Here is a 13,618-nt window from a genome sequence, read left to right as displayed (position 1 = left end):
TTTGGCGTTGGGGCTATATGGATGTTCGTCGGTGGGCAATCAGGTCGAAGCGCAATCTGCTGCCGAGAGTGTCAAAACGGTTCCTTATATAGAGCTTCCAGAGGTGCGTCAGTTCATCGACGATATGGAAGCCGAGCACCGCTACGATCGTGTGTTGCTGACGCAAATGTTCTCTAAAACCTATAAGCGAGAGCAGGTAATTACCAAGTCTGATAACCAACCAGAAGTGCTGGTGCCGTATCATAAATATCGTGCGAACTTTATTGACCCTTATCGTGTCAAACAAGGCGTGCTCTTTGCCAAAAAGAACCGAGCATGGCTGGATAAAGCCGAGCATGATTACGGGGTGGATTGGCCCATTATTGTGGCGTTGCTTGGGGTGGAAACCGCCTACGGTAAAGTCACAGGTAACCGTGATGTGTTCACTTCGCTGACAACCTTGTCTTTTGATTACCCACGACGAGGCCATTATTTTAAGAGCGAGCTGGAAGCCTATCTTTTGCTGGCGCGCAATCAAGGTTGGCGCGTAGGTGAAACCAAAGGCTCGTACAGTGGGGCGTTAGGCATGGTCCAGTTTATGCCAAGTAACCATATGAAGCTGGCGGTGGATTATGACCAAAATGGTCGAGTTGATCTGTGGGCTTCCGAGGCAGATGCCATTGGTAGTATTGCAAATTACCTGCGTCATCATGGCTGGCAATACCAACAGCCGGCGGCATTAACGGCGCGGGTGGATCAGCCTGAGGCGGTGAAAGAGCTGGTCAATAAAGGTCGAGCGCCGATCCATAGCATGAATGAATGGAGTGCTAAAGGGGTCTGGGCGACAACTGATTACAATGCTGGTAAAGCGGGACTGATTGGACTGCGTGAGAGTGAAACCGAAGTGGACTACTGGTTAGCCTACGACAATTTCTTCACCATCATGGATTACAACCCAAGTCGCCGTTATGCCATGTCCGTTTTAGAATTAGCAAATAGGATCGCACAGCATGAAGGTGACTAAGTGGCTGGGCTTAATGTCCGTCATCGGCCTAACGGGCTGCATGAGTACTGAGCACATTAGCGGTAGCAAAAGTGCTTCGATTGACTACGATAAAGCGTCTGGTGGCGGCCGCTACAGTATTCTGCAAGACCATGCGCCAAGTGGCGATATTAAGGTGGATCACTTACCTGACTTGGTGCCAAAATTCGAGCCGAAGAGCCGTGGTGGCAACAAGTCTCCCTACGAAGTTTGGGGCAAGAAGTACCATGTGATGAATTCGGCCGAAGGCTATGTTGCCGAGGGGACCGCTTCTTGGTATGGCCAGAAATTCCATGGCCATAAGACCTCAAATGGGGAAACTTATGACATGTATACCTTCTCAGCGGCACACAAGTCCTTGCCTTTGCCTACTTACCTTAAAGTGACCAACCTAGACAACCAGCGCTCGGTCATCGTGCGTGTCAACGATCGCGGTCCTTTTCATGGTGATCGCTTGATCGACTTATCCTACGCCGCAGCGGCCCGCCTGGGGTATCACAAGAAAGGTTTGGCGAGGGTTCGTGTAGAGGCGATTACCCCTAAGCCAGGACAGCGTTACCAGGCTTCTGCTACTCCGAAAGCAAGTGTCAACACACCTGCCGCAGTTGCGCCAACGCCAGTGGCGGCGACCCCTGTTGCGTCAACCACACAAGCCGCTCCGTCGAATGATCTGTTGTTTAGCCATTTGCAGCTTGGGGCGTTTTCCAAGCAAGAATCGGCCACTGGTTTGAAGCAACGATTGTTCGAAAACTTTGATGCCGCCATCAATATTGAGGTCGTGCATGCCCAAGACGGACTCTATAAGGTGATGGTCGGTCCCTACGATGATGATCAATTGCTGCAAACTTGGCAGCAGAAATTAGAACAAGCTGGCTTTGGCAAAAGTGTAAAAGTCGCGTTAGCTCCTTAGAGTAAACTTTAACTAGGCTAGAGATTCAAAGCTCCCTTTAGTATCATGCTGGCCTCACGGATTAGACTAAGACGTTCAAAACTATGAAACGACTGTTATCATTTTTTATTGTTACCCTTTCTTTAATGACTTCTCTGGTGCATGCCGCGCCGTCATTGATTCCTGCTCCACCACAACTGTCGGCAAGCAGCTATGTGTTAATGGATGCCTATACGGGCGATGTTCTGGTTGAACACAACAGCCGTGAAGAGCTACCACCGGCGAGTTTAACCAAACTGATGACCGCTTACATTGCTGAATTTGAATTGGCAAAAGGCAATATTACGTTTGACGATAAAGTGACCATTAGTGAAAAAGCATGGCGCATGGAAGGCTCACGTATGTTTATTCGTGAAGGCACCCAAGTACGCCTTGAAGACCTAATGCGTGGCATCATCATCCAATCAGGTAACGATTCTAGTGTGGCCGTGGCGGAACACATTGCTGGTGGTGAAGGTGCATTTGCTGATCTGATGAATCAGCATGCCAAACTGTTGGGTATGAACAACTCTCATTTTGTTAACTCAACGGGGTTCCCGGCTGAAGGCCATTACTCCAGCGCCTACGACATTGCGCTGTTGTCTCGAGCAACGATTCTTCATTTCCCAGAAAACTACAAAATGTACTCTGAGAAATACTTTACCTACAACGATATTCGTCAGCCAAACCGTAACAAGTTATTGTGGCGTGACAATACCGTCGATGGCCTTAAAACCGGTCATACGGAAGCGGCAGGCTACTGTTTGGCTGCGTCTGCGGTACGTAACGGCACACGTTTGATTGCCGTCGTAATGGGCACAAGCTCCGCTGAAGCGCGTGCTTCTGAAACGCAAAAGCTGTTGAACTACGGTTTCCGTTACTACGAAACTCGTAAGCTGTACAGCACAGGCCAAGTGTTGAGTAATGCTCGTGTTTGGGGTGGTGCTGCGGACACGGTACAAGTTGGCTTTGTTGAAGACGTGTTGGTGACCATGCCGCGTCAGAATGCAGATTCTATTCCTGCTTCACTAGAGTTGAAGTCTGAGATTGAAGCCCCAATTAATGCCGGTGATGTGCTAGGTAAGATTATTGTTGGCACACCAGAAAACATCTTGCTGGAGCGCGATGTGGTGGCCCTAGAATCTGTTGCAGAGGGTGGCTTCTTTAAGCGCCTATTCGACAAAGTAAAATTGTTCTTTATGAACTTGTTTTAAAATACGGTAATTGAAAAAATATGACTTTAATTAACAAACAAGGTGTTGTTGCCAAGGATGCGCCAGATGCCCCTAAAATCGAGTTTCCTTGCGCCAACTACCTGATTAAAGTTGTGGCGATGGACGCTGATGACATCCATATCCAAGTAGTTGAGTGCGTGCTTAAGCACGCACCTGACTTCGATGAATCATCGATCAACAAAAATGTGTCCTCCAAAGGACGCTTTGTCAGCTTTAGCTTCCGTATCAATGCTGAAAGTGAAGACCAACTGGCTCGCTTGCACAAAGACCTGATGGTGGTTGAAGCGGTTAAAATGGTTATGTAACCGATGCCAGAAACTATCTTGTGCCGCGATCTTGGCGTGGTGCCTTATGAATCGACTTGGGAGGAGATGAAAAACTTCACCCAAGCGCGAACCAAAGAAGATCCCGATCAAATTTGGCTATTGGAACACCCATCGGTCTTTACTCAAGGCCAAGCGGGTAAAGAAGAGCATTTGCTGGACGCAGGTGATATCCCAGTAGTGCAAGCTGATCGTGGTGGCCAAGTGACCTATCATGGTCCAGGCCAATTGATTGCTTACATCATGATTGACCTTAAGCGTTTGGGCATAGGTGTACGTGATCTGGTTACGCTGATTGAAAACTCAATCGTAGATGTGTGTCAGCAACACGGTATTGAGTCTTATCCAAAGCCAGATGCGCCAGGTGTTTACGTCAAGGGCATGAAAATCTCCTCGCTAGGCTTGCGCGTACGAAGAGGTTGCTCATTTCATGGCGTGGCTCTGAACGTTGATATGGATCTGTCCCCATTTTTACGCATTAATCCGTGTGGCTATCAAGGTCTACAGATGATTGATATGAAGCGCTTGCAGCCTAATACCAATATGGCGCAAGTTAAAGTTCAGCTAGCAAACGTATTGGCTGAACGTCTCGGATATTCTCATCCGATTATCCAACAAGGGTGAATAATAATGACTACTCAGCAAAAGCGAGTTGTACAGGGTGAAAAACTTCGTGGTGCCGACAAAATGGCACGTATTCCTGTCAAAGTAGTGCCAACCGAAGAAATTCCGCGTAAACCAGACTGGTTACGTGTGCGCATGCCGGCATCGCCAGAAATAGCTCGTATTAAGAGCACACTGCGTGAGCATAAATTGGCGTCTGTCTGTGAAGAAGCCAACTGCCCGAACTTAGGTGAATGTTTCTCTAACGGTACGGCAACCTTTATGATCATGGGCGACATCTGTACTCGCCGTTGTCCATTCTGTGACGTGGCCCATGGCCGTCCCAATGCGCTAAGCCCTGATGAGCCGAAAGAATTGGCGGTGGCGATTCGCGATATGCGCTTGAAGTACGTTGTGATTACCTCGGTTGACCGTGATGACCTACGTGACGGTGGTGCGCAGCACTTTGTCGATTGTATTCGTGAGACCCGTGCCGAGAGCCCAAGCATCGAAATTGAGACCTTGGTTCCTGACTTCCGTGGTCGTATGGATGTGGCGTTGGATATCCTACAAATTGCGCCACCAGATGTGTTTAACCACAACCTAGAGTCGATTCCACGTTTGTACCGTCAAGTACGCCCAGGCTCGGATTACCAGTGGTCATTGGATCTTTTGAAGAAGTTCAAAGAACGTTGCCCTGATGTGCCAACCAAATCAGGCTTAATGGTAGGCATGGGTGAGACCTTTGAGGAAATCGTAGAAGTTATGAAAGATCTGCGTGCCCACAATGTCGACATGTTGACCATTGGTCAATACCTACAGCCGTCTAAGCACCACTTCCCAATGGATCGCTTCGTCCATCCAGAAGAGTTTGAACGCTACGAGCAAGTAGCGAAAGAGCTTGGCTTCAAACACGCGGCCTGTGGTCCTCTGGTACGCTCTTCGTACCATGCAGACAAGCAAGCCCATGGTGAGCGCGTTTCCTAAGCTGAACTAGTACGAATAAAAGCGAGGTAGCACTAAGCGCCTCGCTTTTTTTATGCCCAATGATTGAGCGCTCATAAAAAAGCCCACCTTTGTTCTGGAAAGGCGGGCGAATAAGCTATCCATATCCGACGCTAAGGGGAGAAAAGCGCCGCATGCATGATTGAACATCGTTCTATGTTTTTTTCAGACTGGCACAAAAAACATGTTAGGTGTCAGCCTCGCTGAGAGTTAGCTCACTATCCGTAATCCCAGCCTGTTATAGTATAGGCGATCAAAATGAGTCTGTTCTCATTATTTAGTAAAACGCTAAGGGAAATCTAAATGGAGCATGAATTTGCGACCCCATATTACGCAGTTTGCATTGATACATCGACCTTGCTCGACGATGTCATGTACCGCGTAATGACTGAAAAAGTCATTGAATTGGCCGCAGAGCAAGAGGGATTCTTGTACCACGAGTGGGTGGCGGAAGAAGCCTCAAGATTGGCCTTTTACTGGCGTGAAAAGTCGCAAGCAGAGGCTTGGATGACACACTCTATGATGACCCGAACCTTGTCGATTGGCAGTCAGTTTTGGTTCGAACGATTCAGCTTGAAGTTGATGGAAGTGCATAAGGAGAAAGTCGTTGTGAACCATCAAAGTTGGCGTGATAGCGCGCGCTTTCCAGTGATTAAAACCCCTCGAGGCGTTTTAAAGCTGCTGGAGCTTGAAGATGTTTCCTTGCTTAAAACCTACGTCAATGAGCAGCGTGAACACCTGGCGGTGTGGGAACCTCTACGTAGCGAAGATTTCTACAGTGAAGAAACATGCCGCTTACGCATTAAAGAAATGCGTCGTGATTTTCTTGAAGACCGTGGTTGCGTGCTGTGTCTGCTTGATCCAAAACAGGAGCGCATGTTGGCCTACAGTAATTATTCGCAGTTTGCGCGGGGCGTGTCGCAGTCGTGTTTTCTAGGGTACAGCCTAGCACAGGACCTTCAAGGCCAAGGCTATATGCAGGAATGTCTGCAAGCCGGTATTGAGTATGTGTCTAAAGAGTTAAATATTGATCGTATCCAGGCCTGTTATATGTCGCGTAATCATAAAAGTGCGGCTGTCTTAGCGCGTTTAAACTTCGAGAAAGAGGGCGTGGCGCGCAACTACCTTAAAATTAATGGCCAATGGGAAGACCATATCTTAACCGCATTGACATTGCGTTAGCCTAAGCTGGATTGGGTTTCAGCTTTAGAATGCGACTAAGGTGAGGGTAGGGTGAGGTGATACTCAAATAGGTAATGGGCTTATTAGCGACGTTCAAAAGGCTATGAGACTGGTTTTGGGGGATGACTAATCCGCTTTGAGCGACGGGCTCCATGTGTTCATGATCATAGGTCACATAAAGCGATTGGTCATAATTGAGCGGTAAAAAGAACTGTTCTGATTCTTTAACATAGTAGCTTGGCTCAGAATAATGCGCGGGCAACATCACCCACTCAACCTTGCCCAGGTCTTTATTGTCGACGCGCCAATGGGTAACGCCATTGGAGCACTCATGCTTATGTTCCGTACCACTGGCAAAACGCTCAAACCTTTGTTGCTGGCGTTTCGTTTGGCCGATGAATACCACGACAAACAGTCGTACCACAGGGGTTACCGCGACGCAGCGAATCGCTTGATTATGGCTTAACCACAACGCCTGATTGGCTTTTAGGCTGCTTTCCTCGAACGGCGATTCGACAAAGACCTGACCATCGGTCACCGTCAGTAAACTGTCGAATGGGAAACAGAAGTTGTGATTGGCATGCTCATTCATCGACAGTTGTACTTCGTATACACGCATAATATCGGAATGATGAACAATATGTTGCCAGCTATCTTGTCCAAGCATGGTTTTCATGAGGGCGCCCTGCCTTGTCAATGATACTATTCAGTTTACATCGGAAAGAAAAAAACGACTAATCTGGATTTCCCACCGGTCAACGGTTGCAGGCCAAAAGGTGCCTGATTATAGTAGGTGGCAATATTTAAGTTATCGATATGCTTAGGCTTTTTGCCTGACTCCCTGTTTAAGAAAGGACAACGCTTTTGAGTGACACGACTAGCTTTGAAGCCAATGAAACGCTTTCTCTCAAAGATTACACTGAGAAAGCTTATCTTAATTACTCCATGTACGTCATTCTGGATCGAGCGTTACCGCATATCGGCGATGGGTTGAAGCCGGTACAGCGCCGTATTGTCTATGCCATGAGTGAACTGGGGCTAAAAGCCACGGCGAAATATAAGAAATCTGCGCGTACTGTCGGGGATGTATTGGGTAAATTTCATCCCCATGGTGACAGTGCTTGTTATGAAGCCATGGTGCTGATGGCGCAGCCGTTTTCTTACCGTTACCCATTGGTAGATGGTCAAGGGAACTGGGGGGCGCCGGATGACCCGAAATCCTTTGCCGCGATGCGTTATACCGAGTCGCGCTTATCTAAATATGCCGACGTCCTGTTAAAAGAAGTGAATCAGGGCACAGTCGATTGGGTGCCAAATTTTGATGGCACCCTAGAAGAGCCTGCCGTGCTGCCTGCTCGCTTGCCAAATTTGTTGCTCAATGGCACCACAGGCATTGCCGTGGGGATGGCCACTGATATCCCACCTCATAACCTACGTGAAGTCGGCCAAGCCTGTATTCATATGCTCAAACACCCTAAGGCGGAGCTGGATGACCTTTTAGAATATGTACAAGGTCCAGATTTCCCAACGGGCGGTGAAATCATTACGCCACGTAGCGATATCCGTAAGTTGTATGAAACCGGTAAAGGTCAAGTCAAAGCCCGTGCCCGCTATCAGGTCGAAGAAGGCGAGATCGTGGTATATGAGCTGCCGCATCAGGTCTCTGGTAGCAAGGTGCTGGAGCAGGTTGCAGCGCAAATGCAGGCCAAGAAACTGCCAATGGTGGTGGATTTACGCGATGAGTCCGATCATGAGAACCCAACGCGACTGGTGATTGTGCCGAAATCGAACCGTGTCGATGTTGAAAGTGTGATGACACACTTATTCGCTACCACAGATTTGGAGAAGTCCTACCGCGTTAATATGAACGTGATTGGCTTAGATGGTTTACCGCAAGTGAAGCCATTGACCGCCTTTATCAGTGAGTGGCTACGTTTCCGTATCGGTGTGGTGCGTAAGCGTCTACAGTTCCGCTTAGATAAGGTACTAAAGCGCCTACATATTCTGGAAGGTTTATTGATAGCCTTCCTCAATATTGATGAAGTGATTGAGATCATTCGTAATGAGGATAAGCCAAAGCCGGTATTGATGGAGCGCTTCAAGCTGACCGATACCCAAGCCGAAGCGATTCTAGAACTGAAATTACGTCACTTAGCCAAGCTTGAAGAAATGCGTATCCGCGCAGAACAAGACGAGCTGGAGAAAGAGCGTCAGCAGCTCGAAGCTTACTTGGCATCCGATGCCAAGCTTAAGAAGCTGATCATTGGTGAGATCGAAGAAGCCATCAATGATTTCGGCGATGAGCGTCGTACGCCCATCATTGAGCGTAAAGAGGCGCAAGCGTTCAGCGAAGAAGATCTATTGTCCAATGACCCAATCACGGTGGTTTTGTCGAAACAAGGCTGGATTCGTGCCGCCAAAGGCCATGACATCGATGAGCGTGGTTTGAGCTATAAGTCTGGTGATGAGTTCTTCTTGTCTACCAAAGGGCGTTCGAATCAGACCTTAGTACTGTTTGCCTCCAATGGCCGAACGTATTCTGTGAAAGCCCATACATTGCCCTCGGCTCGTGGCCAGGGGGAGCCAATCACAGGGCGTATCAGCTTAGAGAAAGACACGCATATCGTTGCCGCAGTGTTGGATCATGATGAGGCTTATTACCTGATTGGCTCGGATGCAGGCTATGGCTTTGTCTCGAAGCTTGAGGATTTGCATGCCAAGAATAAGGCCGGTAAAGCGACCTTAAGCTTGCCGGCTAATGCGCAAGTATTGCCACCGGTGAAGGTTTCAGATCCTGAAACGGCCCGTGCCATCGTTGTCTCAAACGAGGGACGAATGTTGGCCTTTAATGTGGCATCATTACCGCAGATGGCCAAAGGTAAGGGGAACAAGATGCTCAGCATCTCTGCGGCCCGTGCCAAAGATCGTGAAGAGTGGGTCTGTGCCATGGCATCGGTTCAACCCGAAGATCTGCTGTTGGCGCATAGCGGCAAACGCTTCACTTCGTTTACCGAGAAGGAGCTAGCGGACTACATTGGCGAACGTGGCCGCCGCGGCTTGAAACTTCCACGTGGCTTCCAGCGTATTGATCAGCTAGAAGTGAAAGTGGGTGAAGGGAAGCCAAGCGAGTCGTAATTTGTCAGCCTACGACTCGCACAGAAATATTTTCATGCTACGTTATTAGTAGCCACTAAAAAAAGAGGAATACCCCGATGAAAGGTAGTCAGAAAGTCATTGATAGCATGAATGCGCTATTGGAAAACGAATTAGCGGCAATCGATCAATACTTTATTCACTCTCGTATGTATGAAGACATGGGATTGAGCAAACTGTATGAGCGCTTAAACCATGAAATGGACGAAGAAAAAGATCACTGTGATTGGTTGATCAAACGTATTCTGTTTTTGGAAGGTACGCCTTGTCTAACGAAACGCCGTGATTTGCTAGTCGGAACGGATGTGCGTTCTATTATGCAAAACGACCTGACTCTAGAGCTTGAGGTGGTGGAAGCGGTACGTGATGTGATCGCGACGTGTGAACAAGAAGGCGATTACCAAACTCGTGAAATGCTTGAGAAACTACTGTTTGATACAGAAGAAGATCACGTTTACTGGTTAGAAAAACAGCTACGTCTGATGGATACCATTGGCGAGCAAAACTACATTCAATCGCAAATGTAAGCAGGAGTTGTCATGAAAGGTGATCGCGACGTAGTCGCTAGTCTGAACAAGGTACTAGCAAACGAATTAGTAGGCATTAACCAATACTTCTTGCATGCACGCATGTTTAAAGACCAAGGTTTTGAACTGTTGGATAAAGCGGATTACAAAACCTCTATCCAGAAGATGAAAAATGCCGATCGCTTGATTGAGCGTATTTTATTTTTAGAAGGGCTACCGAACCTGCAGGACCTAGGTCGTTTGCGCATTGGTGAGGATGCCCAAGAGATGATCGATTCAAACCTAGTGTTTGAAATGGCGACTTTGCCAGATTTGCAAGCGGGTATCAAAATCTGTGAAGCCAAAAAAGACTTTATCAGTCGTGATGTGTTGGAGAAGATCCAAGACGAGCAAGAAGAGCAGATTGATTGGTTAGAGACACAACAGAGTCTGATTCAGACTGCAGGCCTGCAAAACTACCTACAGTCACAAATGGGCGAGTCGTCCATCGACTAAGCTACTTGAACGAGGAGTTCGTCTGCTAGTTTCAGCAACTCCTCGTTTAAAATCCCCTTCACATCCTTACAGCATTTCCCGCACTGGTTTCCCAGATTATGCTCACTGTAAAGTTCACGCATGGTGGTGGCACCATTGGCGATGGATTTTTTAATGGCTTTATCGGATACGGCACTACAAAGACAAACGTACATAAAATGAAAATCACTCTCAATTCTATTTGAGATCGATTTTATGTGGAGTGATAATGGTTATCAACAAAATATTATTTATTTAAGTATTATCTTTAATAGATTTTTTCTAATAAATAAGTCTTTACTAAAGTGAAACGAAGATGGCGCCTTAGGCGTAATGCTGTTCACTTAAGTGTTGAATTTAATTGAATAGCCCCAGAAAATCCGATTAAGCATTCTTAATCGGATTTTTTTGTGTCTATTCAGCAGCTCTTACTTAGTATCGATGAACTTCATTCCTTCTCAAATCACTCAACGTTCACTCAAAACATACCGGTCGAATGGATTGAGTCCGCACTGACACTCTCTTCAAAAGCGACTTTCAGGCGTCGACGCTTACCTGAAGATCAAGTTCTATGGTTAGTGCTAGGGATGGCTCTTTTTCGAGATGAGTCGATTGAGGAAGTGGCTAGACGATTAAATATCTGCTCTGAAGGGCTATCTTCTGAACAACTAATCGCTAAAAGCGGGATATCTCAAGCAAGGCAACGCCTAGGGTCTAATCCAATGCAATGGCTTTTTCAGCGCACTGGTGAGCACTGGGCTAATGAACGATTTACTAAGGATGATTGGCAAGGGTTGCAAGTGTTCGCTATTGATGGCGTTGTTTTCCGTACGCCGGACACGCCAGATCTGCAAGAGCATTTTGGAAGTGCTAGCAATGCAACCGTAAAACAAAGTGCTTATCCGCTACTGCGTTGTGTTGCACTGATGAATACTCATTCCCATGTCATTTTAGATGCTCAAGTGGGCAACTATCGAACAGCAGAAACACCTCTGGCAGAAGCCATGTTAGATAAGATTCCTGATCGCAGTATCACTCTGCTAGATCGGAACTTCTGGAGTGCTAATCTAATGCATACCTTAATGAATGGAGGCAATGAGCGGCATTGGTTGATACCTAAGCGCAGCAATGCTGTGTACGAAGTTGTTGAAGAATACGGTGACGGAGATGCTTTATGGCGTATGACCGTCTCACCTCAAGCTCGTAAAAAGAACCCAGAGTTGCCAGCATACTGGGATGTACGAGCCGTTACTTATGAAGTTCAAGGAAAGGCCAAAACTGTACTGACTTCTCTTCCTCATAGTGACTACGCAGCCGACCAAATAGCTCTGTTGTATCAGCAACGCTGGGAAATTGAGTTAGGGTTCCGTGATATCAAATCCTCGATGCTTAATAACGCGATTACGTTACGCAGTAAAACGGTCGACTTAATCTACCAGGAAATGTGGGGAATGTTGTTGGCTTATAATGTTGTGCGCCGAGAAGCGAGTCATGCCGCGGCGGCACATGGTCAGCGCGCAAGTGAGATACGTTTTAAAATGGCCTTTACTTATATTGCTTCGAATCTAATTGTGATGGCAGCAGCTAAGCCAGAATCAAAGACAGGAATGCGACTTAAGGACCTAAGGTCAGGGATATGTAATTTGTTTTTGGATCAAAAGAAAGCGAGGCCTAATAGGCCCCGCATGGTAAAGCAATCAAAGACAAGATATCCGGTATCTCGCAATGCTGTTTCACTTAAGTGAACAGCATTACGCCTTAGGCGCCATCTTCTTTGGTGATATCGGTCAGTATTTCAGCGAAGGTTTCAGGTGGGTGCGCCCCTTGTACCAAAAACTTCTCGTTGATGATGTAAGTGGGAACCGATTGAATTTGCAGTTTGGCTAGGCGCTCCATTTTCTCTTCCACCAATAGCTCGGCTTCGCGCGAGAGAGCATCTTCAATGTCTTCTTCTTGTAAGCCTACTTCCTTGGCAATACGCACAAGAATGTCCTGATCACCGATGTTCTCGCCTTTGCTGAAGTAAGCATAAAACAGCGCTGTCATCATAGGTGTGGCTAGGCTCATACGGCTGGCTTGCGCAATAAACTGATGGGCCAGTTTCGTATTCGGGATCACGTCCTTATCAGAAAAGTTAAATTCAACACCAGCTTCAATGCCGACGTTCTGTAGGGCGTGAGTGACTTCGTTTAACTTTTCTTGGCTGCCAAACTTTTGTCCCAGATACTGTGAGCGTGGTACGCCTGCCGCGGGTACCTCAGGGTGCAATTCAAAAGGAAGCCAGTGGATATCAAAGCGGAAATCATCGCCTAAATGCTCCATAGCGGCTTTCAAGCGAGTGTAGCCCAGGTAGCACCAAGGGCATACGGGATCTGCAACGATATCGATGGTTAGGTCGGCCATAATGTCTCCGTTAATTAACGCTGTAGGCAATGCACTGACTGATCTGACAGTAAGGCAAGCCGGATTGTTCGTGCCAATGATTAAAGGCGTGTTGGGCGGCTTTTAGGGCGGCTTGCGTATCGCGCCCAGTGCTGATGATGTTCTGGTGACGTAGGTAACCTTCTACGTCTTTACTAAGAAGAAAGGTATCTTTGCCCATAATGCGCAAGGTGTAGGCCCCAGTGTTGCCACCTAAGCGAGCGCCATGCTTTTTCAAATACTGCCAAAGCTCGATAATATTATCGCTAGGGAACTCAGCGACGAAGTTGGCGAAGCTGCCATGCTTGGCTTGTACTTCTGCCATCATGATGGCGTTATCGCGAATCGTCATGACTTTACCTAGGTGGCGAATAATACTTGGGTCTTTGGCTTTCTCTTCCCACATTTCATCGTGGATTAAGAGCATCTTTTCGATGTCAAAGCCAAAGAAAGCGCTTTCAAAGTTGGGCCACTTATTGCGCACCACCTGCCAATTCATGCCGGACTGAAACACTTTCTGGGTAAACGCTGCGAGCCAGCGGTCGTCACTTATCGCCGCTAATGCTTGGTGCGATTTAGGTGTGGCTAGGCTGGCTTGTAGCAGTGACTCGCTATTAAAGCGTGTGACCGCTCGCTGATAAATATGGTCAAAAGGTTCGTAGGTCACAATAAGCTCCTTAAGTAAGTCGCAATTGTAACATAGCTCG

The 13,618-nt window shown here is 47.4% G+C and carries 15 protein-coding genes; 11 read left to right on the top strand and 4 right to left on the bottom strand.

The window, feature by feature from the left end; genetic code table 11:
• The first annotated feature begins 31 nt into the window (after positions 1-31).
• From mltB to MAQ5080_RS02140, 7 genes are all read left to right on the top strand, one after another.
• The gene (gene mltB, locus MAQ5080_RS02170; protein WP_231870767.1) at positions 32-1,003 is read left to right on the top strand and encodes a lytic murein transglycosylase B; all 972 of its coding nucleotides are present in this window, start codon (positions 32-34) and stop codon (positions 1,001-1,003) included.
• A complete protein-coding gene (locus MAQ5080_RS02165; protein WP_067205491.1) occupies positions 990-1,931 on the top strand; it encodes a septal ring lytic transglycosylase RlpA family protein in 942 nt (313 codons plus the stop codon). The genes mltB and MAQ5080_RS02165 overlap by 14 nt, the downstream gene beginning before the upstream one ends.
• Before the next feature lie 83 nt (positions 1,932-2,014).
• The gene (locus MAQ5080_RS02160; RefSeq protein ID WP_067205494.1) at positions 2,015-3,163 is read left to right on the top strand and encodes a D-alanyl-D-alanine carboxypeptidase family protein; all 1,149 of its coding nucleotides are present in this window, start codon (positions 2,015-2,017) and stop codon (positions 3,161-3,163) included.
• Between the two features lie 20 nt (positions 3,164-3,183).
• The gene (locus MAQ5080_RS17465; protein ID WP_067205498.1) at positions 3,184-3,489 is read left to right on the top strand and encodes a YbeD family protein; all 306 of its coding nucleotides are present in this window, start codon (positions 3,184-3,186) and stop codon (positions 3,487-3,489) included.
• 3 nt (positions 3,490-3,492) lie between these two features.
• Positions 3,493-4,131, top strand: a complete 639-nt coding sequence (gene lipB, locus MAQ5080_RS02150) for a lipoyl(octanoyl) transferase LipB (RefSeq protein WP_067205502.1) — start codon at positions 3,493-3,495, stop codon at positions 4,129-4,131.
• A 6-nt stretch (positions 4,132-4,137) separates the two neighbouring features.
• Positions 4,138-5,097 (top strand): lipoyl synthase, encoded by a 960-nt coding sequence (gene lipA, locus MAQ5080_RS02145; protein ID WP_067205505.1) that lies wholly within the window; start codon positions 4,138-4,140, stop codon positions 5,095-5,097.
• 321 nt (positions 5,098-5,418) lie between these two features.
• Complete coding sequence (locus MAQ5080_RS02140; RefSeq protein ID WP_082860992.1) at positions 5,419-6,297, top strand: GNAT family N-acetyltransferase; 879 nt, start codon at positions 5,419-5,421, stop codon at positions 6,295-6,297.
• Position 6,298: 1 nt separating this feature from the next.
• On the opposite strand, the gene MAQ5080_RS02135 is transcribed toward MAQ5080_RS02140, so the two are convergent.
• On the bottom strand, positions 6,299-6,973 hold the full coding sequence (locus tag MAQ5080_RS02135; protein ID WP_067205509.1) for a hypothetical protein: 675 nt from the start codon (positions 6,971-6,973) through the stop codon (positions 6,299-6,301).
• A gap of 188 nt (positions 6,974-7,161) precedes the next feature.
• Here MAQ5080_RS02135 and parC point away from each other — a divergent pair, with 188 nt between their 5' ends.
• The 3 genes from parC (at position 7,162) to bfr (MAQ5080_RS02120) (ending at position 10,472) form a co-directional block, all read left to right on the top strand.
• Positions 7,162-9,432, top strand: coding sequence for a DNA topoisomerase IV subunit A (gene parC / locus MAQ5080_RS02130; protein WP_067205512.1), 2,271 nt, complete (start codon positions 7,162-7,164; stop codon positions 9,430-9,432).
• Between the two features lie 77 nt (positions 9,433-9,509).
• Complete coding sequence (bfr, locus tag MAQ5080_RS02125) at positions 9,510-9,977, top strand: bacterioferritin (protein WP_067205515.1); 468 nt, start codon at positions 9,510-9,512, stop codon at positions 9,975-9,977.
• 12 nt (positions 9,978-9,989) lie between these two features.
• Entirely contained in the window at positions 9,990-10,472 is a 483-nt protein-coding gene (bfr, locus tag MAQ5080_RS02120; RefSeq protein WP_067205516.1) for a bacterioferritin, read from the top strand.
• On the opposite strand, the gene MAQ5080_RS02115 is transcribed toward bfr (MAQ5080_RS02120), so the two are convergent.
• On the bottom strand, positions 10,469-10,666 hold the full coding sequence (locus MAQ5080_RS02115; protein WP_067205518.1) for a (2Fe-2S)-binding protein: 198 nt from the start codon (positions 10,664-10,666) through the stop codon (positions 10,469-10,471). The two genes, bfr (MAQ5080_RS02120) and MAQ5080_RS02115, sit on opposite strands and share 4 nt — an antisense overlap.
• 240 nt (positions 10,667-10,906) lie before the next feature.
• Here MAQ5080_RS02115 and MAQ5080_RS02110 point away from each other — a divergent pair, with 240 nt between their 5' ends.
• Positions 10,907-12,235 carry an IS4 family transposase gene (locus MAQ5080_RS02110; RefSeq protein ID WP_082860996.1) on the top strand — a complete coding sequence of 443 codons (1,329 nt, stop codon included), beginning with the start codon at positions 10,907-10,909 and terminating at the stop codon, positions 12,233-12,235.
• A gap of 13 nt (positions 12,236-12,248) precedes the next feature.
• Here MAQ5080_RS02110 and MAQ5080_RS02105 read toward each other — a convergent pair whose 3' ends face one another.
• Together MAQ5080_RS02105 and MAQ5080_RS02100 are read right to left on the bottom strand one after the other, a co-directional pair.
• Entirely contained in the window at positions 12,249-12,893 is a 645-nt protein-coding gene (locus MAQ5080_RS02105; protein WP_067205522.1) for a DsbA family oxidoreductase, read from the bottom strand.
• Positions 12,894-12,903: 10 nt separating this feature from the next.
• The gene (locus tag MAQ5080_RS02100) at positions 12,904-13,578 is read right to left on the bottom strand and encodes a DNA-3-methyladenine glycosylase I (protein WP_067205525.1); all 675 of its coding nucleotides are present in this window, start codon (positions 13,576-13,578) and stop codon (positions 12,904-12,906) included.
• Between the last annotated feature and the right edge of the window lie 40 nt (positions 13,579-13,618).

The organism is Marinomonas aquimarina (assembly GCF_900089755.1).
In the GTDB taxonomy this organism is placed as follows: Bacteria; Pseudomonadota; Gammaproteobacteria; order Pseudomonadales; family Marinomonadaceae; genus Marinomonas; species Marinomonas aquimarina.
This window is presented reverse-complemented; position numbering and strand designations above follow the sequence as displayed.

Coding starts and splice junctions, on each gene's coding strand:
- MAQ5080_RS02140 (WP_082860992.1), top strand. CDS start 5,419: ATGGAGCATGAATTTGCGACCCCATATTACGCAGTTTGCATTGATACA.
- lipA (WP_067205505.1), top strand. CDS start 4,138: ATGACTACTCAGCAAAAGCGAGTTGTACAGGGTGAAAAACTTCGTGGT.
- MAQ5080_RS17465 (WP_067205498.1), top strand. CDS start 3,184: ATGACTTTAATTAACAAACAAGGTGTTGTTGCCAAGGATGCGCCAGAT.
- lipB (WP_067205502.1), top strand. CDS start 3,493: ATGCCAGAAACTATCTTGTGCCGCGATCTTGGCGTGGTGCCTTATGAA.
- MAQ5080_RS02165 (WP_067205491.1), top strand. CDS start 990: ATGAAGGTGACTAAGTGGCTGGGCTTAATGTCCGTCATCGGCCTAACG.
- MAQ5080_RS02105 (WP_067205522.1), bottom strand. CDS start 12,893: ATGGCCGACCTAACCATCGATATCGTTGCAGATCCCGTATGCCCTTGG.
- MAQ5080_RS02160 (WP_067205494.1), top strand. CDS start 2,015: ATGAAACGACTGTTATCATTTTTTATTGTTACCCTTTCTTTAATGACT.
- MAQ5080_RS02135 (WP_067205509.1), bottom strand. CDS start 6,973: ATGAAAACCATGCTTGGACAAGATAGCTGGCAACATATTGTTCATCAT.
- bfr (WP_067205515.1), top strand. CDS start 9,510: ATGAAAGGTAGTCAGAAAGTCATTGATAGCATGAATGCGCTATTGGAA.
- MAQ5080_RS02115 (WP_067205518.1), bottom strand. CDS start 10,666: ATGTACGTTTGTCTTTGTAGTGCCGTATCCGATAAAGCCATTAAAAAA.
- bfr (WP_067205516.1), top strand. CDS start 9,990: ATGAAAGGTGATCGCGACGTAGTCGCTAGTCTGAACAAGGTACTAGCA.